Raw genomic sequence first — 24555 nt, forward strand, 5'->3', positions numbered from 1 at the left:
CGTCGGGAATCACCCCGAGCGGCTCGTCACCCGCTGAGCCTGCGCCCGTCGGCCGACGTCAGTGCGGACCGGGACTCGGGAGACGGTCCCCGAGGACGTTGGCGACGACGGCCGCGATCCCCACCCCGACCAGCACCGGGACCAGCGCGGGCGCGGGCAGGAAGACCGCGAGGATGAGCGTGGCCGCCAGCGGGCGACGCAGCACGGCGGTGGCCGCCGCGCCGGCCCCGGCCGCCATCACCACCGTCACCGGCGCGGAGGGGAAGAGCTGGAGCACGAGCAGGCCCGCCGCCATCCCGGCGAAGATCGCCGGGAAGATCTGGCCGCCGAACCACCCGCTGGTCAGGCAGGCCAGGGTCGCCACGATCTTGAGGCCGAGCAAGAGCAGCAGCCCGCTCGTGACCGTGGCGAGCTCCTCCACCTCGTGCTCGCCCGAGAACAGGCACAACGGGCTGAGCACCCCGCACGCCGCGAGGACGGCACCGCCGACCACGGCCCGCAGCACCGTCGAGGGCAGCAGCCGCTCGGCGAGCCGGCGCCCGGGGATCGTCCCCACCACGATGACGAACCCGACGACGGCGCCGAGCAGCGCCGCGGGCAGCGCCCACCCGAGCACCCGCAGCACGTCGAGGGCGGACGTGTAGGACACGGGCGGCAGGTCGAACCGCAGGCCGTCCCCCGGGGGCAGCACGATCAGGAAGACCAGGAACCCGGCGACCCCGGCGACCACCCACGGGCCGACCAACCGCACCGCGGCCGCGGGCGTGGCGCTGCGTTCCACCGGGAGCGCCACGGCGCCCAGCGGGCCGCCGAGCATTCCGGAGAGCGCCCCGGCGGCGGAGAGCGAGGCCGCCTCGGCGCGCGTGGTCCGGAGGATCCGCGCCATGCGCTGACCCAACCCGGTCGCCAGCGCCAGCAGCGGCGCCTCGGGGCCCAGCGACGCTCCGGCGACGAGCGAGATCACCCCGAGGACCGCGGCACGCAGCAGCCAGGTCGGCTTCGGCACCGGCGAGGCGCGGTCGTCCCCGATCACGCCGTCGAGCGCCAGCAGGGTGTCGTCCAGGTCGTGGGGCGTGTCGGCGTCGTGGCGTCGCCGGACGAGGCCGACCAGCAGCCCTCCCACGACGCAGACCACCGCGGTGCCCAGCCAGACCGGGCCGGGCAGACGCGCATGGTGGCCGTCCCACACCAGGTCGGTCCCCCACCGGACCACCAGCAGGTACACGGCCGAGAGGAGACCGACGGTCGACCCGAGCACCGCCGCGAGCAGGGAGGTCCGTGCGAGGGAGCCCGTGGACCTGCTCGTCACGAGGCCGCCCCTCCCGTCCGCGACCGGCGTCGGCCCGGGTGGGTGCCGCCAGTCATCTGACGGATGCTGCCACTCCCGGTGGCGGAGAAGAGTCGATGCGGACGGGGAGCCACCCGGGAGGACACGTGGCCATGCGCGGCACTGTGATCATCTCCGGCGGGGCACCGGCGACGACGAACTGGGCCGCGAAGTGCCGGACAGCGCGAGCAGACAGATGACCGATGCGCGGGGGGATGCGCTCGCGCAGGATGGACCCGTGCCCGACCGCATCACGCCGAACGTCTTCGCGATCAGCTTCGGGCTCGCCGGGCTCGCCGAGGCCTGGGAGATCGCGGCCCGGACCACCGGTATCCCGGACGGTGTCGCCCTCCGTCCTCTGGATCGTCGTCGCCGCCGTCTGGCTGGCGACGCTCGTGATGTACCTGACGAACGTCATCCGGCACGGGCGCGTGGGCACCGAACTCCGCCGGAGTCGGTGTCTTCGTCGCGGGACTGGTGGCGACGGTGTTGCTCGGGGCCCTGCTGAGCGGTCAGTGGATCCTCGCCGACGCGGAGCTGAAGCAGTGGCACCCCGGCTACTTCCTCCCGACCGTCGCGGGCGGTCTCCTCGCGTCGGGCACCGCGGCGTCGCTCGGCTTCCCGACGCTGGGCTGGCTCATGTTGGGGTACGGCGTCGTGTGCTGGCTGGTGCTGGGGTCGATCCTGCTGCTGCGTCTGTTCACCCAACCGCGCCTGCCCATCGGCCTGATCCCGACCATGGCGATCGAGGTGGCGCCCCCGGTGGTCGCGGGCGCGGCGTGGTTCGCGCTGAACGGCGGCCGGCCCGACCCCGTGGCATTGGCCATCGCCGGATACGCGGGGCTCATGGTCCTCATCCAGCTCCGGCTCGCGCCGCTGTACCGCACCGTGCCTTTCGGGCTCGGGTGGTGGTCGTTCTCCTTCTCCTACTGCGCCGTGGTCGTCGACGGCCTCCGGTGGCTGGCCGCGGAACGGGCCCCACACCTGACGGCCTGGAGCGCCGTCCTGCTGGCGGTCGCGAGCGGCGCCATGCTCGCCCTCGTCGTCCGGAGCATCATGACCGCCACGCGAGGCACCTTCCTGCCGCGCCCCCAGCCCGTCGCGACGGCGGTCGCCGCGGCACCGTGATGCGGCGGCACCGTCGGATCACCAGGTCTCGCGCGGCGGCACCGTTCCGGCGTTGATCTGGCCCGTGAGGTTCGAGCACCACACCGAGCAGCCGATCGCCGCGGCGAGCCAGACCAGGAAGCCCAGCGGGAAGAAGATGAAGAACAGCATGAAGCCCACGAAGAAGTGGGCGGCCATCAGCGCGAGCCCGGTGCCGACGCGGTCCAGGTACAGGTGGCCAGCGCCGATCCACAGCAGGGTCAGCAGGATCGCGATGCCCGCTGATTTCGGGGCGGGGGCCGCGTAGGGGTTCGCCTGGTAGGGCGCGTGGGCCATGCCCTGGTGCGGCGCGGGCGGGTAGCCCGGCTGGTACGAGGCCTGCTGGTAGGGGGCAGGCTGGTACGGCATGGGCTGAGGGGCCGCGTACTGCGGGGGCGCGTACTGCGGGGCCGCGTACTGCGGGGCCGCCGTCGGGGAGGCCGGCGCGGCCGGGAATCCCGGGGCCACGGCGAAGCCCGGCGCGGCCGTGCACCGGGGACAGGGCGCACCCGCGGCCGACAGGACGGTCGTGCAGGTGGGGCAGGTCGCCCCGGTGGGCTCGGTCATGGCTTCCCCCGCGAATCAGGACCTCCGCCGAACGGACGGTGGCGCTACGCCCTGTGCATCGCAGGAGAGCGGGACCCGTTACGCCCCCGGTGCGCGGATCGACCCGGTCAGGACACCTCGCCCGCGAGCCCGGCGTAGGTGTCCCGCAGCTCCCGCTTGAGGATCTTGCCGCTCGGGTTCTTCGGCAGCTCGTCGACGAGGACGACGTACTTGGGCGACTTGAAGCCGGCCAGCCGTTCGCGGGCGTGCGCCGCGATCTCCGTGGTCGCGGCCGACTCGCCCTCGCGCAGGACCACCGCGGCCGCGACCGCCTCGATCCACTCGGGGTGCTTGACGCCGAAGACGGCGACCTCGCTCACCGCCGGGTGCGAGTAGATCGCGTCCTCGACCTCGCGGCTGGCCACGTTCTCGCCGCCGGTGATGATGATGTCCTTCTTGCGATCGACGATCGTGAGGTAGCCGTCGGCGTCCATCACGCCGAGGTCGCCGCTGTGGAACCAGCCGTGGCGGAACACCTCGGCGGTCGCCTCCGGCTTGCCCCAGTACCCACGCATGACGTGCGGGGTCCGGTGCACGATCTCGCCGACCTGACCCACCGGCACCGGCCGGTCGTCCTCGTCGTGCAGCCGGGTCTCGACGTTCAGGCTCGGGCGCCCCGCGGTACCTGCCTTCGCGATCTGCTCCTCCGGGAAGAGGACGGTCGCGTTGGGGGCGAGCTCGGTCTGGCCGTAGTAGTTGAACAGGCGGATGCCGGGCAGCCGCGTGCCCAGTTCCGTCAGCACGGCGACCGGCATGATCGCCGCTCCGTAGTAGCCCTTCCGCAGCGACGACAGGTCGTGCTGGTCGAACGCCGGCGAGCGCAGCAGCCGGATCCACACCGTCGGCGGGCAGAACATCTTGGTGATCCGCTCGGCCTCGACGGTCCGCAGGATCGTCTCCGGGTCGGCGGTGTCGACGACGATGCTGGTCGCGCCGAGGTAGACGTCAGGCGTGAGGAAGTCGTGCAGCGCCGCGCAGTGGTACAGCGGGAGCGCGTGCAGCTCGACGTCGTCGCGGTGGTACTCGCCGTCGACGATGTCGCTGACGTACTGGGCGATGAGGTTGCGGCTGGTCATGACCGCGCCCTTGGGGGCCGACGTGGTGCCGCTCGTGTAGAGCAGCTGCACCGGGTCGTCGTCGCCGATCTGGACGTCCGGCTCGCGGGCGTCGTCGTGCGCGAGCAGCTCGTCCATCGACGTCCACCCCGGACGGGCACCGACCACCACCGGCAGCGCGACGGGGACCCCGGCGGCCTCGAAGGTGTCCACCAGCGCGTCCTCGACGATCGCCGCGGTCGCGCCGCTGTCGGTCAGCACGTAGCGGACCTCGGAGGCCACGAAGTTGAAGTTGACCGGCACCGAGATCGCCCCCAGCCGGGCCAGGGCGAAGTAGGCGACCACGAACGCGTAGGAGTTGTGCGAGTGGATCGCCACGCGCTGGTTGCGGACCACCCCCCGCGCCGCGAGCGCATTGGCGACGCGGTTGGCGTCGGCGTCCAGCTCGGCGAAGCTCCGGCGGGTGTCGCGGTGCACCACCGCGAGCTTCGCGCCGAACTTCAGGGCGCTCCGGGCCAGCAGCGAACCGATGCTCTGCCGTCGGGCCCGCGCGACGTCCTCGGTGACGGGCGGGAGATACCGATCGAGGTCGTCGTCCATCGCTGCTCCTCGTCGAGTCGCTCGGGCCGACGACCCGATTTCCGTCGCGCGAGCATCCTGCGACCCGGTGACCGCGCCGGGCAACGGTGAGGGGACCGCGCCCGGGGCTCAGAGCTCGGCGGTCTCGCGGGCGGCGGCGAGGAAGGACTGCACGAGTCGCGGGTCGTCGTAGTAGGGATCGCCGCCGCCGTCGACGGTGCGGCGGCGGCTGTACTCGTAGAGCACGGCGAGCTTCCATTGCGCCAGGGTCGTGTACCAGGCCAGACCGGCGAGGTCGCGTCCGGTCGCGGCCGCATACCGGTGCGCGAGGTCGTCGCGGCTCGGCCACCCGGGCTCCAGGACGGCGGTCCCCAGCTCCCCCGTCGGGGTCGGGGCGGTCCCTGCCACCGGCCAGCAGGCGAGGAAGTACCCGACGTCGAACAGGGGGTCGCCCAGCGTCGCGAGCTCCCAGTCGAGGACGGCGGCGACCCGCCCCGGCGGTCCCGCGCCGAGGATCACGTTCCCGAGCCGGAAGTCGTTGTGGACGATCGTGGCCCCGGACTCGGGCGGCACCCGGCTCTCGAGCCACCCGTCGAGGACGGCGAACTCGTCGGGGACCGTCCCGTCGTCGTCGGCGACCAGCCGTCGCAGTCGTCGCAGGTGCCGCGCGTTGAAGCCCTCCGGACGGCCGAGGCCCTCCAGCCCGGCCGCCCGCCAGTCCACCCCGTGCAGCGTGACGAGGGTGTCGACCAGCGAGTCGCCGATCGCCCGCCGCGCTACCGGCGAGGCGAGCTCGGTGGGCGTGCGGGTGGTGACGACCGGTCCCTCGACGTACTCCATGACCACCAGCGGCGCGTCGTCGAGGACCTCACCGGCCGCCGCGGTGGCGAGGACACCGGGGACGGGGACGGCGCTCCCGGCGAGCGCCCGCAGGAGCGCGGCCTCGCGCAGGACGTCGTGGGCGCCCGGCGGCACCGGAGGCGGCGGCGGGCGCCGGACGACGACCCGGTGCTCGCCCGCCGACACGAGGAAGGTCAGGTTGGAGTGGCCGTCCCCGATCGGGCGGGTCGTCGGTCGCCCCCCGCCGAGGCCTTGGCGGCCCAGGAACGCCTCCAGCGCCGCGAGGTCCGCCGGGCTCCAGTCCCAGCTCACCGGGCGGAGCCCCCGGTCAGGTGGTCGAGGTAGGACCGCGACCAGTGGGTCTCCCACTGCCCGGCGCCCGCCTCGCCGTCGATCGTCGCGTGGCAGGCCGACTCCCAGATCTCGGTCGCCATGCGGTCGTTGGTCGGCAGCTTGATCAGGCCGTAGCGGTCGAACACCACCTCGGTGCGGCCGCCGTCCACGTCGATCACCGTCGCCTCGAGCCGGCGCTGGGTCATGTCGTCGTCGTAGGTCGCGTGCTGCTCGATGCGCGCGATCGGGGTGGTTCGGCCGTCCTGGAGCACGTAGCCGGCGAACCCCCACTCACCGCGCGCGATCCACAGCCACCCGTTCACCGCGCGGCCCGACTCCGTGTAGGCCACGAACCACTTCCAGTGCTGGGGCACCCCCCAGTCGCGCGGGCCCCACGAGTGATCGCGGTGGCCCATCCGGCGGTCCCACTCGATGCGGCGCAGCTCCGGGCTCCCCGACGCTCCGACCTCGAGGAAGCCGGTCACGCGCCCGGACTGCTCCAGGCGGTTCTGGGCGAACCAGCCCGGGATCCCGTCGGGGTTGCGGTGGTAGCTGAAGGCGTCGTGGACGGGCTCGAACTCGTAGCGCAGCCGGAGGTCGTCGCTCTCGTACGTCACGCGGGCGGTGCGGAGCGGCTCGGGCTGCTCGACGTGCAGCCCGGCGACGCGGAAGTCGTCGAGGTCGGCCTCGTCGCCGACGGTGCCGCCCTCGAGCTCGAGCGCGACGGGCTCGCGGTCCGGTCCCCAGAGCGAGACGTTGTAACCGGTCCGGCCCCGGTCGGTCAGGTAGAGGTAGACCTGCAGGCCGAGCTGCTCGTCCGGCATGATGATTTCCCAGAAGAGGCTGTCGCGCATCTTCCCGCCGGCCTGCGGTCGGTGCCGCAGATCGTCGTGGGGCTCGAGGAACGCCGCGTCGTCGTGGTCGGCCCGGGTCGTGGTCACGCTGTCCTACCTCCCGGTGAAGTGCGGATCGCGCCGCTCGCGCATCGCCGCGAGGGCCTCGGGCATGTCCTCGGTCCGGGTCATCAGCGCCTGACCCCGGTTCTCCAGCTCCAGCGCGGCGGCGTACGAGGTGATCTCCTGGTTGCGCTGCAGCGCGCGCTTGCTCATGCGCACGCCGCCGGGCGAGTTGGCGGCGATGGCGGTCGCCAGGGCGAACGCCTCGTCGAACAGCGCCTCCGCGGGCACCACCCGGTTGACCAGGCCGATGCGCTCAGCCTCGTCCGCGGCCACCGGCCGGCCGGTATAGGCGATCTCCGCGGCCCGGCCGGAGCCCACCAGCCGCGTCAGCTGCCAGGACGTGCCGAGCTCGCCGGCCGAGAGCCCCACGCGGACGAAGGAGCAGGCGAACTCCGCGGTCGGCGCGGCCAGCCGGATGTCGGCGGCCAGGGCGAGCGACATCCCACCGCCCGCCGCCGCACCGTGGACCGCCGCGATCACGGGGAACGGCAGGTGCCGGATGGCCGTGAGACCGCCGGTGGCCATCTCCTGGAACCCCAGGAACTCGCGGACCCCCATCCGCGTGACGGCGTCGATCTCGGCCGGTTCGAACCCGGCGCAGAAGGCCTGCTCACCGGCTCCGCGCAGGACCAGGGCCCGCGCCCCGCTGTCGCGCAGCGCGTGGGCGACGAGTCCGAACTCGGCGAACATCGCCCGCGTCTGCCGGTTCTCCTGCTCCGAGCGGTCGATCGTCATGACGGCGATCCCGTCCGGACGCAGCTCGAGCCGCAGCGTCTCCAGCTCCGGGATCACCACATCCGTGGCCATGGGCGCTCCTCGTCCGTCGGCCTCACGGGCCGACACTCGCGGTGGACGTCGACCGGTAACGCGCGAGCAGGTCGTTCACCAGGACCTTGCCTGCATCGCTGCGGGGGACGCGGTCGACGAAGTCGATCGAGCGGGGGCACTTGTGGTGCGCGAGCCGCGTCCGGCAGTCCTCGACGATCGAGGCGGCCAGGTCGTCGGAGGGCGTGACACCGTCGGCGACCGCGACGACGCCGAGCACCCGCTCCCCGAACTCGTCGTCGGGGATCCCGATGACCGCGACGTCGGCCACCGCGGGGTGCAGGGCCAGCAGGTCCTCGACCTCGCGCGGGTAGATGTTCACGCCCCCGCTGATGATCGTCTGTCCCCGACGCCCGCTCAGGTAGAGGTAGCCGTCGTCGTCGAGGCGGCCGAGGTCGCCCACGGAGCCCCAGCCCCCGGTGGCGGCGAGGTCGGCCGAACCGTCCGACGCCCGCCGGGGCTCGGCGGCGTCCTCCCGGACGAACCAGACGACGCCGACGGTGCCCACCGGGACGTGCCGGCCCGACTCGTCGGCGATCCGGACGTGGCCACCGGCGGGACGACCGACCGAGCCCGGGTGGGCCAGCCACTCCTCGGGGGTGATCGAGGTGCGGCCGTAGGCCTCCGACGCGCCGTAGTACTCGTAGACGATGGGGCCCCACCAGTCCATGACCGCCTGCTTGACCTCGGGCGGGCAGGGCGCCGCACCGTGCACGGCCACCCGGTGCGTGGACAGGTCGTAGCGGCGCTTGACCTCCTCGGGCAGGCGCAGCAGGCGGACGAACATCGTCGGGACCCACTGGCTGTGGGTGACCCCGTGCCGCTCGATCGCCGCGAGCGCCCCCTCGGCGTCGAAGCGCTCCATGAGGACGACGGTCCCGCCGAGCTGGTGCACCGACTGCAGGAAACCGATCGGGGCGGCGTGGAACGCCGGACCGGTGGAGAGGTAGACGCAGGCGCCGGGCTCGAAGTCGAGGTTCGCCATCATGACGCCGTTCCGCACCGGTACCTCGGTCGGATGGGCGCCGGGGGGCTCGTCGCGGAACGGCTTGGGCCTGCCGGTGGTTCCCGAGCTGAACAGCAACCGCCCGCCCATGGTCTCGACGAGGGCGGGGTCGCGTGCCGTGCCCTCGACCGCGGCGTCGTAGTCGGACCCGTCGTCGTCGGACCCGTCGTCGTCGGACCCGTCGTCCGCCGCGACGACCAGGAAGCGAGGATCGACCCCCGCGTGGCCGACGGCCGCCCGCACCGTCGGGGCCAGCTGCGCCGACGTGATCACGCACCGGGGGGCGGCGTCCTCCATCAACGGCGCGAGCTCCCCCGCGCCGAGGTGCCAGTCGATCGCCGCGAGCACCAGGCCCGAGCGCCAGCACGCCCAGACGACGTCGCCCCAGCGCAGGTCGTTGGGCAGGACGAGCGCCACCACGTCGCCCACGACGAGCCCGGCGTCGCGCAGCCAGGTCGCGAGGCGCGCGCTGCGCTCGTCGAGCGCCCCGTAGGTCGTCGTCGCGCCGCTCGCGGCCATGACCACGGCGGGCCGGTCCGGATCCAGGGAGGCGTGCACCGGCGGGTACATCGTCAGCGGCCCCGTCGCCGGCGTACGAGATCGTTCCCCGCCGAGCCGGCGCCTGCCGCCATGGCCGTGCCCCGTTCCCTCGCGTCGACGGTGTCGGGAGGAGTCTCGCGTCGCCCTGCGACCTTCGCAATGGTCTGGCCAAATTGTCTATGGTCGTCCCGACGATCCGGCGCACACTGATCTTCCGGGGTCCACACGACGGTGGCCCCGCCCCGCGGCGAGAGGACGGCATGCCCCCGACCACCGGCCCCCAGCTCATCACCCCGCACCTGGCGGCCGAAGCGCTCTTCGGGCTCGCGCCGGTGCACGCCGAGGGCCGCACCGCGACCGGCAGCATGCGGACCGAGGCGTGGATGACCGACGCCTCGGGACGGCCCTCGGCCGGGATGCTCGGAGTCCTCGTCGACGACGTCGTCGGGCAGGCGGCGCTGACGGCGCGACCCGACGGCTGCTGGCCCGTCACGACCGAGCTCTCGATCGACGTGCTCGACGACCTCCCGGCCGACGGGAGCACCCTCACGGCGACCGGCGAGCTCCTCGCCGCCGGCGAGCGCACCGGCACCGCGCGGGGCGAGGTCCGCGGCCCGTCCGGGCGGCTGCTCGCGGTGGCGACCGTGGCGACCCAGTACGTGCCCGGCGTGCCGGACGTCGGGGGCGAGGCCACCGCCGCACCTCCCCTGCCCTCGTCCACGCGGCACCTGCACGAAGCGGTCCACGGGCTCCTCGAGCGCGGCGCCACCGGGTGTGCCGCCCTCGAGGTCCCGCGGAGCCCGGCCCTGGAGAACGTCACCGGCCGCGGGCACGGCGGTGTCCTGGTCGCCCTCGGCGACGTGGTGGCCGCGGCCGCCGTCGCCGACGAGGAACGACCGCCGTTGCGGACGAGCGGTCTGCGGATCACCTTCCTGCGCCCGGCGGTCCTCGACGGCGCGCTGTCCCTGACCGCCCGGTGCGTGCACCGCGGTCGCAGCACCGCGCTGACCCGGGTGGAGGTCACCGGTGGCGATGGACGCCTGTGCGCCGCCGCCACGATCACCGCGTGCCCCGGCGCCTGAGGTGAGGGGTACATCAACAACTCCTGGCCGACCGTCACGGTGACCGCCGGATGACCCGGGTCCCGTGCGGATCGGGACCTAGGACCCCTGACAGTGGCGCGTCGCCGCCCCATGCTCGGGATCGGGTGTGACGACGGGGGGACCATGGACGGGACAGAGATGATGCGTGCGGTCGTCCTCGGGCCGATCCTCGAGGACCCGGGGACTCCGTCTGCCGGACCACCACGGCCGGGAACCACCGCACGGCAGAGGCGGCAGGCGCTGGCCCACCGCACGGCTCGTTGCCAGTGCGGACGTGCGACGTGCCCCTTCGGCGCAGCCCCGTAGGTCCTCACAGGGCCGGTGTCGACGAGGTCGCGAGCCCGGCGGTCCTCGGCGGTCGGCTCCCTTCATCCGCCGCGGGTGAATACCTCTCGTCGGTGGCGGCGAAGGCTGGGCCGGGTCCGGACACCTGACCGAGGGGCGACGATGGACCGTCAAGAGCAGGCACCGTCCCGGACGTCGACCGGAGGACTCACGGGCAGCAACGGCTCCGCGGACCCACGGCCGCACACGGACGGTGTCGCGATGCGTCGGCGCACGCGATGGGGTGGTTGGCTGGCGTTCGGTGCGGTGCTGATGATGGTCATCGGCCTGTTCGCCGTGTTCGAGGGACTGCTGGCGCTGCGGTCACCGGACTTCTTCGTCGCCCAGGGTGGCCGCGTGCTCGCCCTGAACCTGGCCGGCTGGGGCTGGCTGCATCTCGTCCTCGGGCTGCTGGTGCTGGCCGCCGGGGCGACCCTGTTCGGCGGAGGGGCGCGGTGGGCCGGCGGCGTCGGCATCGCCGTCATCGCGGTCAACCTGTTCGTCCAGTTGGTGTGGCTGCCAGCGTTCCCGATCTGGTCGATCATCATCATCGCGCTCGACCTGCTCGTGCTCTACGCCATTGCTGCCACGTGGCCCGATCGGCGCGTCTCGACACTGGCGTGACCCTCGGCCGAGGGTGTGGCGACCGGTCAGACGAAGGTGCGTCGGCCGGGACCGGCAAATACGTGCAGACCGAAGTGCGTCGACAGATCCCGGCAGATGTTGACCCCGCGGACGGAATTGCCGTGGGCGTCGAGTCCGGGTGAGTAGACGGCGATGCCGATCCGTTCCGGGATGGCGGCGACGATCCCCCCGCTGACACCGCTCTTCGCGGGGATGCCCACGTCGTAGAACCATTGGCCCGCGGCGTCGTACATGCCGCAGGTGGTCATGACGCTGGTGACGTCGCGGACGTGCTCGGCGGGCATCGCCGAGTCGCCGGTGAGCGGGTTGGTCCCGCCGTGGGCCAGGGTCGCCCCCATGACCGCGAGCTCGTCGGTGTCCACCGTGACCGAACAGGCCGACAGGTAGACCAGGATGTTGTCCTCGATATTGCCGTCGAGCATCCCGAGCGACCGCATGAGGTAGCTGGTCGCGAGGTTCCGGTCATTGGTGCGCAGTTGCTGGTCGAGGATCGCGGCATCGACCCGCAGATCAGGGTTGCCGGAAAAGAGACGGAGCCGCTCGAGCAGTCGTTCGACCTTCTCCCGGGGCCCGCCACCGCGGATGAGACTGGTCGCGACCAGGGCGCCCGCGTTGACCATCGGGTTGTGCGGGCGAAGCTGCTCCTCGTCGAAGGTGATCGAGTTGAACGGGTCGCCCGACGGCTCGACGCCGATGCGGGCGAGGGTGGCCTCGCGCCCGTTGTCCTCGAGGGCCAGGGCGTACGTGAACACCTTGGAGATCGAGTGCAGCGGGAACCGGCGCCCGCAGTCGCCGACGGAGACCCGCACACCGGAGACGTGCACCCCGGACAGCCCGAACCGGTCGGCCTCGGACTCGGCCTCCGGCGGGTAGAAGGAGACGATCTGGTCGGCCGGCAGCGCCGCGTGGCGTCGATGGAGCTCATGGATTTGAGCACGGATCGCGGCAGGGTCGGCGTGCTCGACCGGCCCGTTCACCGACGACGCGCCGTTGCCGGTCCCACGGCACCGGACCCGGCGGATCCGGACGGGGGCTGCTCGGTCATCGGCCGCTCCTCGCCGCTCGTCGGGGTCTCGCCAGGGAGACGATCCTCCGGGACGACCGCCCCGAGCCTCACCCTCGAGGGATGATCCCGGGGCGCCGTGCGGCCGCGGTGATCACGGCGACGGCCTCGTCCGCAGGCGGCAGCGCCTCGATCTCGCCCGCCAGGCGGCGCGCGGCGGCGGTCGTCGCGGGGTCGGAGAGCACGTCGGTGATCGCCCGCCGCAGGTCGACCGGGTCGACGGCGCTGGTCAGGGCTGCCTCGTCCCGAGGACGGACCGCGACGCCCGCGCCGAGCTCGGCGACCCGTCGGGCGTTCTCCGGCTGGTCGGCGAACAGCGGCGTGATCACCAGTGGGAGCCCGGCCGCCAACGCCCCGAGCGTCGTCCCCGAACCCCCGTGGCAGACGACGGCGCTCGCGCACGCGAGCACGTCGGCCTGCGGCACCCACCGGGCGATGTGGACGTGCGGTCCGGGCGGAGCCATCCGCCCGTCCTCGACCCCCTGGCCGGTGGTGAGCAGCACCCGGGCCGGGAGCTCGGCGACCGCCTCCAGCGCGACCTCGTAGATCGGGACGGCGGTGGGCACGCTCGCGGCCGCGCTGCCGAACGTCACGTAGACCAGCGGGCGTTCGTCGCCGGGCCAGTGGTCGGGCAGCGGTGCGGGGGCGACGGGTGGCACCCGGAAGCGGTGCGTCGGCGACGGGTCCGGCCCGTGACCGGAGTCGAGCGACGGCGGGAAGAACGTCAGGTAGGGGGTGTCGGCCATCCGCGCCGTCAGCCCCGGGCGCCGGGCATCGACCGCCTCCGCCGCCATCTCCGTGATCTGGCGCAGCGCGGAGATCAACCCGATGCCGACCTGGACGTGCGGGATGCCCTCCTCGTCCGCCACCACGGCGGACGCGAACTCGCCAGGCTCCCGGACGATCACCTCGGGCTGCCAGTCGCGCACGGTGCCGCGCATCGCGGGAAGCATCGCGCGCACGTTGAGCGTCGCGAAGATCTGCCCGATGACGAGACGTTCGGCCTCGGCGTAGGACAGATGCGGGACCTGGGCCCACACCGGTCCGATCTCGGCATCGTCGGGCAGCGCCCCCGGAGCGAAGGGCAGTGCCTCGCGCTCCGCGATCGGCGACAGACCGGGCGGGCCGATGAGCCGGACGTCGTGTCCGGCCCGCCGACAGGCGTCGGCGAACGGGATCATCGGGGTGACGTGCCCCGCCCCACCGGTGCTGGCGAACAGGATCCGCATCGGACGACGGTAGCGCCCCGGAACCCCGTGACCAGCGGGATGACGACCGCGAGGTCACGGCCCCGCCCCGCAGGCCCGTAACGAAGAGGTGCCCGTTCAGCGATCAGCGGCACGATGATCCAACGGGGGGAGCAGTCGATGGTGATCCGCCTCGAGCGGGTGGCGGCGCCGACCGTCTCGGCCGGCGTCGCAGCACCGCAGGGGACGGACACCGCTGTCCTCCGGGGAACGGGTACCGGCGGCGCCCCCGACACCGCATCCGTCGGACGACGACGCCGACGGGTCGCGCTGGTCATCGCGCTCGTCGCGATCCTGGTCGCCTCGGGGGCCTCGCTGACGGCCTGGGCGTTGATCGCCCCCGCCGGGGCCGTCGGCCACGACGTCTCCTACCCGCAGTGCGGTGCCGCGCTGCCGAGTACCGGGACGTTCGGGATCGTCGGGGTCAACGGCGGCAAGGTGTCGACGGCCAACCCCTGCCTGTCCACCCAGTACGCCTGGGCGACCAGGACCACCAGCGGGGCCGCGCTCTACGCCAACACCGGTAACCCGGGGTCGATCTCCACCTTCTACTGGCCGGCCAGCGGCAGCCGCGATCCCGCGCTGTGCACCGACCGCACCTCCTCCTCCGATCCCGGCTGCGCCTACGATTACGGCTGGCACGGCGCGAAGAACTCCCTGCAGATCGCGCAGAACGCGGTCAGTGGGGCCGCGGCGCGCACCTGGTGGCTCGACGTGGAGCTGGCCAACAGCTGGAACGGCTCTCCCTCGGCGAACGCCGCCGCGTTGCAGGGCGCCGTGGACGCGCTGCGCGACGCCGGGATCGCGACCGTCGGCATCTACTCGACCGCCTACCAGTGGGGCCAGATCACCGGCGGCTACTCGTCCGGGAACGCGGCCTCGTACCGGTCCTCGTGGGCCGGCTCGTTCACCCCGAAGCACCCGATGGAGCAGGCGCCCGTGTGGGTCGCCGGACTGAGCACGCTCGACGCCGCGAGCAGCAACTGCTCCACGACGTTCACCGGCGGGGCCACCGCCCTCGCGCAGTACACCGACGGCACCACCGACGGGGACCTGGTCTGCGGCGCGGCCCCGACCCCGCCTGCCACTTCGACACCGCCTGCCACCTCGACGACGACGCCGCCTGCCACGACCAGCGCTCCCGTCACCACCAGCGCCCCCGCCACCACCAGCAGTCCTGCCACCACCAGCACGGCACCGTCGACGAGCCCGAGCACGGCCACCGCGACGCCCACCACCACGGCCGCGCCGACCACCACCACCGCGCCCACCACCACCGGCACCCGTGCCGCCCCGCCCACCAGCGCCCCGGGCACGCCGAGTGCGGTGGCCGGGAACGCGTCGGTCGCGCTCAGCTGGACGGCGCCCGTCGGGGCCCAGCCGGGGTGGACCTACAGCGTCACGCGCTCCGACCCGACCGCGCCGACACCCCGCGTCGTCGCGCAGGGCCTGACGACCGCAACCTGGACCGACCGCACCGTCACCAACGGTCGGAGCTACACCTATCGCGTCGCCGCGGTCAGTGCCGGCGGCACCGGACCGGCCTCCGCCCCGGTGACCGCGACGCCGTCCGCCGCTCCCGGGGCACCGACCAAGGTCACCGCGGCGACCGACCGCACCGCCGGGGTCGACCTTGCATGGACGGCGCCCGTCGCCACCGGCGGGAGCCCGGTCAACCGGTACGTGGTCATGCGGAGCACGGCGCCCGGCCGGGAGACCGCACTCGGGGTCCTGACCTGCCGGACCGCGACGTGCAGCTGGCGCGACACCGGGATCGTGCACGGAGCCACGTACTACTACCAGGTGGTGGCGCTCAACGACGCCAACGCGACAGGACCGCGGTCCCCGGAGGTCGTGGCGCGGGCCCGGTAGTACCGGGTCCTCGCCGGCCGATCACGGGAGGAAGAGCGTCGAATCCCCGAACTCGTGCCAGAGGTAGTCGCCGTGCTCGACGGCCGCGCGGTAGGCACGGCCGACCAGCGCCGGTCCGGCGACCGCCTCGAGCAGCAGCAGGTGGCTCGCCTCCGGAGCGTGGAGTCCGGTGACCAGGCCGGTCACCGCCCGGGACGGACGGTCGGGCCCGAGCACCAGGTCGGTCCACCCGTGGGCCGGGTGCACGGTTCCGTCGGGGTCGGCCGCGGTCTCCAGCGCGCGCACCACCGTGGTGCCGACGGCGACGACCCGGCCGCCGGCGGCCCGCGTCGAACCCACCAGCCGTGCGGTCGACGCCGGCACGGTGAACCGCTCGGGCATCGGGGGCTCGTACTTCTCCGGGCTCGAGACTCCGGCGTGCAGCACGAGGGGTGCGACGAGCACGCCGCGGGCCATCAGGCGGATCAGCAGCCGCTCGGTGAACGGGCGTCCGGCGCTGGCCATCTCGGCGCTTCCCGGCTGGAGCGCGTAGACGGTCTGGTGATCGCCGAGCGGGTAGCTGCCTGCGAGGTAGCCGTATCCGATCGGCCGACCGTGCCGGGTCAGGAACTCCTCGGCCGCCCGGCCCGGGTGGGTCCGGGCCCGCCACAGTCGGGGCACCACGGCGTCAGGATCCGGGTAGGGCGCGATGAGCTCCACCCGGACGGCGTCGGCGAGCAGCAGCACGTCCCCGGGGCGCACGCCGCGGTCCGGGCCGTCCGGGAGCCGCGGCTCGATCACCCAGGTGTCGTCGTCGAGGGTGGTCGACACGTGCACCACGGTCGGCGCGCCATCGACGCGGCGGGCGTCGAGTGCCGCCGGCAGCGTCGCCGAGGTGTTCACCACCAGCAGGTCGCCGGGCCGGAGGTGGTCGCCGAGGTCGGCGAAGCGGTGGTGCGAGACGCCGTCGGGTCCGGCGACCAGCAGCCGGACGCCGTCGCGGGCCAGCCCCCGGCGTTCGGGCGGGGCGGTGGCCTCGCGGTCGGGCGGCAGCAGGAACCGGGTGGCGGGCGCGATCACGAGGTCACCACCAGATCGACGGCCCGGTACCGACCGCTCGGGAGCTCACCGGCGATGAGGGGCGCCAGCGCGGGGACGACGGTCTCCGGCAGCGGCCGGTCGGTGATGTCCTCGCCGGGGAACGCCGCCTGGTGCATGGCGGTCCGCATGTCGCCGGGGTCGACGGCATAGACCCGCAGCTGCGGCTCCTCGACCGCGAGCACGGCGGTGAGGTGGTCCAGCGCGGCCTTCGAGGCGCCGTAGCCGCCCCAGCCGTCCATGGCCTCGACGGCGGCGTCGGACGACACGTCGATCACGCGCGCCCCGTCGTGGAGGAACGGTCGCAGGGCCTGGACGAGGGCGAGCGGGGCGATGACGTTGACCGCCAGCACGTCGGTGAGGACGTCGAGCGGGTAGTCGGTCAGATGCGGCTGCGGGCTGGGCCCGAGCCGGCTCGCGTTGTTCACGAGCAGATCCAGGCCGCCGAGTCCGTCGACGACCTCGGCGAGACGGCGCCGGTGCCCGGGATCGGCGACGTCACCGGCGACGACGGTGACGCGTGCCGAGTCGAAGGTCAGGTCATCGGGGTGGCGGGCGTCGACGACGACCCGCCATCCGTCGTGGGTGAGCTGTTCGGTCAGGGCGCGGCCCAGTCCGCGGGAGGCGCCGGTGACGACCGCGGTCCGGAGAGGTGGAGAGGTCATGGGTCCGAGCGTGCAACCTCAACTAATGTCGAGGTCAAGACACGAGGTCAGGACGCGAGCACGTCCGGGAAGCCGAACAGGGCGACCAGCGCGGGGTCCTGGAACTTGACCACGCGGGAGACGCCGGTGGCCGTGGCGGCCAGCACCACGGCGCCGTCGGCGCGCAGCGTGCCGTCGACGCTCCGGCGGTACACGACGGCGGCGGGTTGGCCGTTGGCGGTGGTCGCGATCATCCGCCAGTCCCCCGGCGCACCGAGCACGTATGCGCCGAGCACGTGGATGCACATCGCGCGGCCCGACTGCCAGTCGAGGAACGGCGTCGCCTCCAGCGTGGCGTCACTGCGCAGCACCTTTTCCAGCAGCCCCGCATCGGAGCGTTCGAAGGCGGCGATGTATCCGTCGAGCAGCGCGCGTGCCCGTTCGTCGGTCGGCTCGATGAGCTCATCGAGCTCCGTCACCTCGTCCAACCGGGAACGGGCACGCTGCAGGCCGCTCTTGACCGCCGCGACGGTGGTGTCGAGGACCGCGGCGGTCTCCGCCGCCGAGAAGGCCAGGACTTCGCGCAGGATGAGGATCGCCCGTTGCCGGGCGGGCAGGTGCTGCAGGCCGGCGACGAGCGCCAGCCTCAGCGACTCGCGCGCGATCACCACCGCGGCCGGATCGTCGGCGGCCGGGGCGATCCAGGCGTCCGGCAGCGGTTCCAGCCATCGGACCTCGTCGGGCCCGGCGCATTCCGGCGCGCGATCGGGTCCGTCGTACGGGCCGGTCAGACCGGAGGGCAGCATCCGGATCGGGCGCGCCGCCAGCGCCGTCAAGCAGACGTTGGTGGCGATCGTGTAGAGCCAGGAACGAACCGACGCCCGCCCTTCGAATCCGGAGAAGGAGCGCCACGCGCGCAGGTAGGTCTCCTGCACCAGGTCCTCGGCATCGTGCGCCGACCCAACCATGCGGTAGCAGTGAGCCAGCAGTTCCCGGCGGAATCGCTCGGTCTCGGCGGTGAACCGATCATCATTCGGTGTCGACCGCGCAGGCGAGGTCACGCGGCGGAGCGTAGTGCGGCACGGGTCGAGTGTCGGTCGGGACATGGCGTCAGGGCAGCAGGGCGAGTTTGCCGATTGTGGCTCCGGCTTCCAGTTCCGCGAGCGCTTTCGGGCCGTCGACCAGGTCGTAGGCGGTGGGGCGGCCGGGGGGCAGCACCTCGGCGGCGACGAGCGTGGACAGTGCCCCCATGACGTCGCCGAAGATGTGCGGCGCGGACTGGATCAGCACCCCGAGGTTGAAGCCGATGAGGTGGACCTGGTGCCGGTACACCAGGTCCCAGTTGGTGATCGCGGCTTCGCCACCGGCCACGCCGCAGACGACGACACGGCCGGTCACCCGCTTGGCGACGGACAGGCTCGCCTCGAACGTGGCGCCGCCCGCCGACTCCAGCACCAGATCGACACCGGCACCGCCGGTCAGCCGCAACACCTCGGCAGCGATGTCGTCGCCTCGGGAATCGACGACGTGATCGGCACCCGCAGCCAGCGCGGCCTCCTGCTTGCCCGCCGAGGTGGCGCCGATGACCGTCGCCCCGTAGTGCTTGGCCACCCTGACCGCGGCCTGACCGGTCGCGCCCGCCGCGGCGTGGACGAGAACGGTCTGCCCGTCGGTGACGCCGCCCAGAACCTTGATCCCGGCCACGGCGGTCGGATGGTTCACGACGAGTCCCAACGCCTGGGCCTCGGTCCAGCCCGGGGGCAGCGGCACGGCCGCGGCCGCGGGGAGCGCCATGTACTCGGCGAAAGCGCCGTCCCCGACGCCGACGACCCGGGTCCCCACCGGCCGGTCGGTGACCCCCTCCCCCACCACGACGATCTCGCCTGCGCCCTCGAAACCAGCCGGGTACGGAGCCCGCGGGCCGTTCCCGAACGTGCCGTGGGCCTTCGAGACATCCGCGAAGTTGACACCGGCGGCCCGGACGCGGATGAGGACCTCGCCCCGGCCGGGGCTCGGCACCGGTGCGTCGTTGACCAGGCCCATGTCCTGTGGGCCGTCGAGGGATGTCTGCTGCAGCGCGTGCATGGTCGCGGGAATGCTCACGGGCTATCGGCCCTTCTCGGTCGGCGCACAGGGGAGAGGCCGGCCCGTCGCGCGGGGCCGCGCCTCCCACCCATGGAGACCCCGGCCACCCCGAGAAGGAATCGGTGCCCGCGCCCGGGGGCGACCCACGCGCCCGTGAGGGGGCGCGTCGCCCGTCATCGGCCTCACGCTAGCGCTGGTGGCGCTCGGCGAGCTCCTGCAGGAAGCGGGGCACGCGCCCCGCGCCGAAGTCGTAGAAGCGCGCCCAGCTCGGGGTGACCGCGATGCGCGCCATCTGGTCGTAGAAGCCGGTGACCTGCTGCTCGAACTCGGCGGCCGCGTCGGGGGCCATGCTGATCCTGGCCATGGCGAGGTACTCCTCGACCACGCCGTCGACGATCTCGACGCTCGCCCGGCCGCGGATGGACAGGGCCCGCGCCCCACCCGGTGAGTCGCCGGCGTCGACGGAGACGGCGACGTCCGGGCGGGCCGAGAGGGCTGCGACCTTCGGCGAGGTGGAGGCCGTGGCGATGACCACCTGGCTCCCGGTCCAGTAGAAGCCGACCGGGATCACCCGTGGCGTGCCGTCCTCGCCGTTGTAGGCGAGGTGGGCCGCGGCGGTCGTCGTGAGCAGCTCCTGCGCCCCGGTTGCTGACAGTTCCTCGTCGACCTCGTACTGGTCCATGACCTGGCTCCCGGGTTCGCATGTCGTCGGCCGGCGTGGTCGCCGACTCCCCCAGGGACGGAGCCGACCGCGGGAATCTGACGCCGACGCCGTGGCTTCCCGGGCGTGATCACGACGCCGAGCAGGTCACCGACTCGCCGGGCACCCACCGCCCCACGATCGGCGCCGGGCTCGGCGGTCCTGAGCCCCCCGGCAGCCGTCGCGAGAACGGGGGTTGGCCCCCCGCCGTCGGAGGGAGCGCACCCTGCCCGTCGGGACGACGCCGGCCCAGTCTGGAAGTCGCACGCCGAGCCGACAGCCGAGACGAAAGGGGCGAGCGACATGACCGAGAACCACGGTGGACCGCAGCAGACGACACCGGAGACCTGCGATCGCTGCATAGCGCGCGCCGCGTTCATCGCGATCTTCCCTGCCGGGGGCGAACTCCTGTTCTGCGGCCACCACCTCCGGATCCATCGCGAGCGCCTCCTCTCGCACGGATCGCTCGTGTGGCCACTCCCCGGGCACGCCACGCTCCGCCCGGTCAGCGACGCCGCGTAGACCGAGCGCCCGCGAGATCGTGGATCCGAACCTCGGGAGCGTGTCGCCGCGAATCTTGCGCGTGTCGCGCCCGAGATCGTGATCATGGGCGGCGGGCGGTTCTCCGGGCGTCGGAACCCATCGGCCCGTCCGGCTTCCGGAGGACGTCCGGGCTCCGAGCCCTCTAAGGTGCGAGATGTTCGCCGGTTGACCCTCCAGCCCGGTGACCCACGAGCCCGGTGTTCGTGGCCTGCCCGCGGGGCGGCCCGATGTCCTGAACGTTGCTTTCTCCGGGCATCGCCCGCCTCCTTGGGGCACTTGGACCCAGACCCCGTCCGAGGTGAAGATCGAGATGTCGCTGTCCGGACCGCATGTCCCCCGCCCGACGGACCCTGAGCGTCCCGACGGGCGTCAGCCCCGGCCGCGTTCGCGGCACACGTCCCCGCGCCTGCGGGCGCTCCCCGATGACGTCGGTCGGCTGGTCCGTGCCCTGCTGTGGCGGGCTCTTCGGACGGCTGATCGGCGGGTGCAGCCACACGTGCCACGCCGTCCGTTCGGGCGGGGTGGCTGCTGATCGCACCGTCGTGGGAAGCCGACGGAGGCCGGCTGCCGCGGTGCGTGCGGCCCCGCACGGTGATCAGGCGGCGGGGTCGACCACGAGGAAGTCCTCCGGCAGTGCACGGCCGTCGAGGTGCGCGGCGAGCATCTCGTGCACGCCCTCGGCGATGCGGTCCTGCGCCTCACGGGTCATCCCCGAGCAGTGGATCGTCATCGCCTCGGAGCCGGCGGGCAACGACCGCCACGGGTGGTCGGCCGGCGCCGGCTGCGGGTACCAGGTGTCGCCGGCGTAGCCCGCGAGGTGGCCGGACCCGACGGCCCCGACGAGCGCGTCCCGGTCCACGATCGCGCCCCGCGCGGTGTTGACCAGCCACGAGCCGGGCTTCATCGCCTTCAGGCGCTCCGGGCCGAACAAGGCCTGGCTGCCGTCCATGAGCGGCAGCGCCAGGCAGATCACGTCGGACTCGGCGACGAGGGTGTCGAGCCTGGCGTAGCGCACGCCCAGCGACGCTTCCTCGCCGGCGCTGCGGCGGTGGTTGGCGTAGTAGAGCATCCGCACGTCGAAGCCCTTGAGGCGCAGCGCGGTGCGGGCGCCGATCGCGCCGAGCCCCACGAGGCCGATGGTCTTGCCCTCGAGGTCGTGCGACGGAGCGGCGATCTTCGCGACGTCCCAGCCGCCCTCGCGGGCCTCGGTGTGGGCGGGCAGGAAGTTGCGGACCAGGGCGAGGATCTGCAGCACGTTGTGTTCGGCGACGCTGACGACGTTGCTGCCGGTCACCTCGGCGACGGTGACGCCGCGCTGCCGGGCGGTCTCCGGATCCGTGTGGTCCGAGCCGATCCCCGCGGTGATGACCAGGGTCAGGTTCTCCGCCTTCTTCAGGCGGGCCTCGTCGAGGTAGACCGGCCAGAAGGGCGTCGTGACGAGCACCTCGGCGTCGGCGAGCTCGCGGTCGAGCGCCTCGCCGGTGTCGGACGTCGCGACCAGGGTGTGACCGCCCGACTCGAGGAACGGGCGCAGGCCGAGGGCGTTCTCCGCGCTCGCCGGCACATCGGCGTCGACGGTCTCGGACTGCGGGTAGGACACGTAGACGACCTTCATGACCCGGCGGCTACCCGAGCCCCGTCGGGCCCGACACCTGCCACGAGAGCTCGAGCGCACCGTGCTCCACGGGCTGTTCGTGGCGTTCGGGGTCGGTTGGGCCCGCGCGGGCCGGCCTACGGTCCGATCGGCGAGGTGATGGGCGATCCGGTCAGGGGCCCGGAGTCCGGCACCCCGGCGTAGTCGGGCAGCTCGGGTCCGTGGATCGCCCGCCCGAGCAGTTCGGTGAACCACTCGGACTCGAAATCCGGGGGCGGGTCGGCGTCCGCGCCGGGGATGCGGCTGTGTGCGTTCATCCGGCCGATCTCCTGGTTGGCCTCGACGAACGGGCGCATCCGCTCCTCGTAACCGGCGAACCCGGCCTCGGGGTCCCACCCGGCGGCGGCCAGCTCTCCGGCGAGCAGGTAGGCGCCGACCAGGGCGATGCCGGTGCCCTGACCGGACATCGGCGACGAGCTGCACGCCGCGTCCCCGAGCAGCCCCACCCGCCCGTTCGACCAGCGATCCATCATCACCTGGGCGACCTGGTCGAGGTAGAAGTCCGGAGTGTCGTCGAGGTGGGCGAGGATGCGCTGGGTCGACCAGCCCAGGCCGGCCATCCGGTCACGCAGCAGTTGCTTCTGGGCCGGGACATCGCGGTGGTCGACGTCGAAGTCGGCCGCGGGGAAGGAGAACATGGCCATCGCCCGGGTCGCGTCCTGGATGGGTCGCAGGCCTGCGGAGCGCCCGGACCCGGACTCCTGGTAGTCGATCAGCCAGCGGTCCAGCCCGAACTCGTTCGGCACGCTGTAGAAAGCCAGCACGTGCCCGAGGTGGCGGACGAACCGCTCGCGCGGCCCGAAGACCATCGCCCGCAACGACGAGTGCAGCCCGTCCGCCCCGATGACCAGGTCGAAGCGCCGCCGATCGCCGCCCGCGAACGCCACGTCGACCCCGTCGGCGTCCTGCGTGAGCTCGGCGATCCGGTCGCCGAAGACGTACTCGACACCGTCGCGGGTGTCGTCGTGGAGCACCCGGGACAGGTCACCGCGCAGGATCTCGATCTCCGAGATATACCCGTCGCCGCCTTCGTCGTCCGCGCGGAAGGTCTGCAGCACGTTCCCGTCCGCGTCCACCGTGTGGGCGCCAGTGGTCTCGGTGCAGGCCGCGCGCACGGCGGCGTCCAGCCCCATCCGCCGGATGACCTCCTTGGCCACCCCGCGCGCATCCACCGCCTGCCCGCCGGGACGCAGCTCAGGGGCCCGTTCCACCACGGTCACCGCGGCTCCCCGACGGCGCAGCCAGTGGGCCAGCGCAGGCCCCGCGATGCTCGCCCCGGCCACCAGTACTCTGCTGCCGCTCACAGCGCCCCCCGCTCATCCTGGAACATCATGTCCTCCTGCCGTTCGAGAGGTAGACATTCCCGGGGCAGGAAACTCACCGCCAGACCGGAAGACGAGTTGCTAGTCCCGGGGCTTGCGCCGTATCCACTGGCCGGCCGGGCGCCGCGGCGGCCGGACCAGGATGTCGCCGCCGTGCAGGCGGCCGGTCAGCTCGATGCTGAGGATGACGGGCGCGTCCGGCGGGGCGTCGCGCGACTGGCGGACGGTGACGTCGCCCATCCGCGCGCTCAGGTCGTTGGTCTGTACCACGATCCCGGGCTGGGTCACCAGCGTGAGCCCGGCCCCGAAGCCCAGGTCGACGTCGATCTCCAGGGTGGGGGAGGTGATAACCGCTTCGGTGAAGTCGAGCTTCACGTCGCCCGCGGTGGCCTGGATCTCCATCCGGCGCGGCACCACCCAGCGGCCCTTGCGCTCCACGTCGCCAAAGCGCTGGCTGATCTTCACCAGGTCTTTCTGAGCCGGCTGGGCCGGCGCGGGCAGGTCAGCCGTCAGCGCATCCAGGTCGGCCTGGGTGCGCGCACCCAGTGCCGCCTCCACCCGTTCCTCGAGCTCGTCCGCGGTCAGCCGGCCGTCGCCGGCCGAGTCGCGCAGGAGCTCGACCACCTGGTCGCGTTCCGCATGCGAGACCCGGATAGCGGGGACCGCCGGGGACTGGGTGGCCGGCAAGTGGGCCGTGGCATCCTCGGCCGACGGCTGCTCCGCTGTCATAGCCCTATCCTGGCCGCCACCAGTATCCGCCGCAACATATCGATTGTCCGCCGCAGTACATCGACGCCGGCGCCGCTCCGCGGGCCGGCCACAGCCGCAAAGGCCGGGCCCGGAGTCGAGGTCGAGCTGCGCGGGCCGCTATCCCAGCCGGTCGCGGCGGCGGGTCAGGGCGGCGATCTCGGCGGTGTTGACCGCCAGCTCGATGGCCCGGTCGTATGCCGCCCGCGCCTCCTGGCTGCGGCCCAGCCGGCGCAGCAGGTCAGCCCGGGTCGCCTGGTAGGCGTGATAGCCGGCCAGCCGGTCCTCGAGCCGGTCGACGGCCGTCAGAGCC

21 protein-coding genes and 2 pseudogenes are annotated in these 24555 nt (G+C 73.2%); 5 read left to right on the top strand and 18 right to left on the bottom strand.

From position 1 onward, the window contains the following. Positions 1-58: 58 nt before the first annotated feature. The gene (locus VGI02_RS12420) at positions 59-1309 is read right to left on the bottom strand and encodes a chloride channel protein (protein ID WP_331627683.1); all 1251 of its coding nucleotides are present in this window, start codon (positions 1307-1309) and stop codon (positions 59-61) included. 456 nt (positions 1310-1765) lie between these two features. On the opposite strand from VGI02_RS12420, the pseudogene VGI02_RS12425 reads away from it, so the two are divergent. Beyond that, positions 1766-2455, top strand: a pseudogene (locus VGI02_RS12425) (SLAC1 family transporter); the annotation flags it as partial. An 18-nt stretch (positions 2456-2473) separates the two neighbouring features. Here VGI02_RS12425 and VGI02_RS12430 read toward each other — a convergent pair. The 6 genes from VGI02_RS12430 to VGI02_RS12455 all read right to left on the bottom strand — a co-directional run bounded on the left by VGI02_RS12430 (position 2474) and on the right by VGI02_RS12455 (position 9234). Beyond that, the gene (locus VGI02_RS12430; protein ID WP_331627684.1) at positions 2474-3040 is read right to left on the bottom strand and encodes a hypothetical protein; all 567 of its coding nucleotides are present in this window, start codon (positions 3038-3040) and stop codon (positions 2474-2476) included. 107 nt (positions 3041-3147) lie between these two features. Then, positions 3148-4734: a fatty acyl-CoA synthetase gene (locus VGI02_RS12435; protein ID WP_331627685.1), complete on the bottom strand. Its 1587-nt coding sequence runs from the start codon at positions 4732-4734 to the stop codon at positions 3148-3150. A gap of 108 nt (positions 4735-4842) precedes the next feature. After that, positions 4843-5865 (bottom strand): phosphotransferase family protein, encoded by a 1023-nt coding sequence (locus VGI02_RS12440; protein WP_331627686.1) that lies wholly within the window; start codon positions 5863-5865, stop codon positions 4843-4845. Further along, the gene (locus tag VGI02_RS12445) at positions 5862-6827 is read right to left on the bottom strand and encodes a DUF7064 domain-containing protein (RefSeq protein ID WP_331627687.1); all 966 of its coding nucleotides are present in this window, start codon (positions 6825-6827) and stop codon (positions 5862-5864) included. Before VGI02_RS12445 ends, VGI02_RS12440 begins: the two co-directional genes overlap by 4 nt. Before the next feature lie 6 nt (positions 6828-6833). Next, on the bottom strand, positions 6834-7652 hold the full coding sequence (locus VGI02_RS12450; protein WP_331627688.1) for an enoyl-CoA hydratase/isomerase family protein: 819 nt from the start codon (positions 7650-7652) through the stop codon (positions 6834-6836). 22 nt (positions 7653-7674) lie between these two features. Further along, a complete protein-coding gene (locus VGI02_RS12455; RefSeq protein WP_331627690.1) occupies positions 7675-9234 on the bottom strand; it encodes an AMP-binding protein in 1560 nt (519 codons plus the stop codon). Positions 9235-9476: 242 nt separating this feature from the next. Here VGI02_RS12455 and VGI02_RS12460 point away from each other — a divergent pair, with 242 nt between their 5' ends. After that, complete coding sequence (locus VGI02_RS12460; protein WP_331627691.1) at positions 9477-10298, top strand: PaaI family thioesterase; 822 nt, start codon at positions 9477-9479, stop codon at positions 10296-10298. A 567-nt stretch (positions 10299-10865) separates the two neighbouring features. Further along, entirely contained in the window at positions 10866-11267 is a 402-nt protein-coding gene (locus tag VGI02_RS12465; protein ID WP_331627693.1) for a DUF7144 family membrane protein, read from the top strand. A 26-nt stretch (positions 11268-11293) separates the two neighbouring features. Here the strand turns inward: VGI02_RS12465 and glsA are convergent, their stop codons facing one another. Beyond that, positions 11294-12265, bottom strand: coding sequence for a glutaminase A (glsA, locus tag VGI02_RS12470; protein ID WP_331627694.1), 972 nt, complete (start codon positions 12263-12265; stop codon positions 11294-11296). 136 nt (positions 12266-12401) lie between these two features. Further along, positions 12402-13580, bottom strand: coding sequence for a glycosyltransferase (locus tag VGI02_RS12475; protein ID WP_331627695.1), 1179 nt, complete (start codon positions 13578-13580; stop codon positions 12402-12404). 138 nt (positions 13581-13718) lie between these two features. On the opposite strand from VGI02_RS12475, the gene VGI02_RS12480 reads away from it, so the two are divergent. Then, positions 13719-15470: a fibronectin type III domain-containing protein gene (locus VGI02_RS12480; protein ID WP_331627697.1), complete on the top strand. Its 1752-nt coding sequence runs from the start codon at positions 13719-13721 to the stop codon at positions 15468-15470. A gap of 21 nt (positions 15471-15491) precedes the next feature. Here VGI02_RS12480 and VGI02_RS12485 read toward each other — a convergent pair whose 3' ends face one another. The 5 genes from VGI02_RS12485 to VGI02_RS12505 form a co-directional block, all read right to left on the bottom strand. Then, complete coding sequence (locus VGI02_RS12485; protein ID WP_331627698.1) at positions 15492-16529, bottom strand: S-adenosylmethionine:tRNA ribosyltransferase-isomerase; 1038 nt, start codon at positions 16527-16529, stop codon at positions 15492-15494. Continuing rightward, positions 16526-17212 (bottom strand): SDR family NAD(P)-dependent oxidoreductase, encoded by a 687-nt coding sequence (locus tag VGI02_RS12490; RefSeq protein WP_331627700.1) that lies wholly within the window; start codon positions 17210-17212, stop codon positions 16526-16528. Before VGI02_RS12490 ends, VGI02_RS12485 begins: the two co-directional genes overlap by 4 nt. Positions 17213-17259: 47 nt before the next feature. Further along, entirely contained in the window at positions 17260-18252 is a 993-nt protein-coding gene (locus VGI02_RS12495; RefSeq protein ID WP_331627701.1) for an RNA polymerase subunit sigma-70, read from the bottom strand. Positions 18253-18301: 49 nt separating this feature from the next. Next, positions 18302-19294: a zinc-binding dehydrogenase gene (locus tag VGI02_RS12500; protein WP_331627702.1), complete on the bottom strand. Its 993-nt coding sequence runs from the start codon at positions 19292-19294 to the stop codon at positions 18302-18304. 169 nt (positions 19295-19463) lie between these two features. Further along, a complete protein-coding gene (locus VGI02_RS12505; protein WP_331627703.1) occupies positions 19464-19958 on the bottom strand; it encodes a pyridoxamine 5'-phosphate oxidase family protein in 495 nt (164 codons plus the stop codon). Positions 19959-20279: 321 nt separating this feature from the next. On the opposite strand from VGI02_RS12505, the gene VGI02_RS29220 reads away from it, so the two are divergent. Next, on the top strand, positions 20280-20498 hold the full coding sequence (locus VGI02_RS29220; RefSeq protein WP_422653113.1) for a DUF7455 domain-containing protein: 219 nt from the start codon (positions 20280-20282) through the stop codon (positions 20496-20498). A 616-nt stretch (positions 20499-21114) separates the two neighbouring features. On the opposite strand, the gene VGI02_RS12510 is transcribed toward VGI02_RS29220, so the two are convergent. From VGI02_RS12510 to VGI02_RS12525, 4 genes and pseudogenes are all read right to left on the bottom strand, one after another. Then, the gene (locus VGI02_RS12510; RefSeq protein WP_331627704.1) at positions 21115-22134 is read right to left on the bottom strand and encodes an NAD-dependent formate dehydrogenase; all 1020 of its coding nucleotides are present in this window, start codon (positions 22132-22134) and stop codon (positions 21115-21117) included. A gap of 116 nt (positions 22135-22250) precedes the next feature. Beyond that, the gene (locus VGI02_RS12515) at positions 22251-23477 is read right to left on the bottom strand and encodes an FAD-dependent monooxygenase (protein WP_331627705.1); all 1227 of its coding nucleotides are present in this window, start codon (positions 23475-23477) and stop codon (positions 22251-22253) included. Positions 23478-23576: 99 nt separating this feature from the next. Continuing rightward, positions 23577-24224 carry a DUF1707 SHOCT-like domain-containing protein gene (locus tag VGI02_RS12520; protein WP_331627706.1) on the bottom strand — a complete coding sequence of 216 codons (648 nt, stop codon included), beginning with the start codon at positions 24222-24224 and terminating at the stop codon, positions 23577-23579. Positions 24225-24362: 138 nt separating this feature from the next. Beyond that, positions 24363-24555: pseudogene (locus VGI02_RS12525) on the bottom strand (RNA polymerase sigma factor); the annotation flags it as partial.

This window comes from Actinomycetospora sp. (assembly GCF_036497245.1).
Classification (GTDB): domain Bacteria; phylum Actinomycetota; class Actinomycetes; order Mycobacteriales; family Pseudonocardiaceae; genus Actinomycetospora.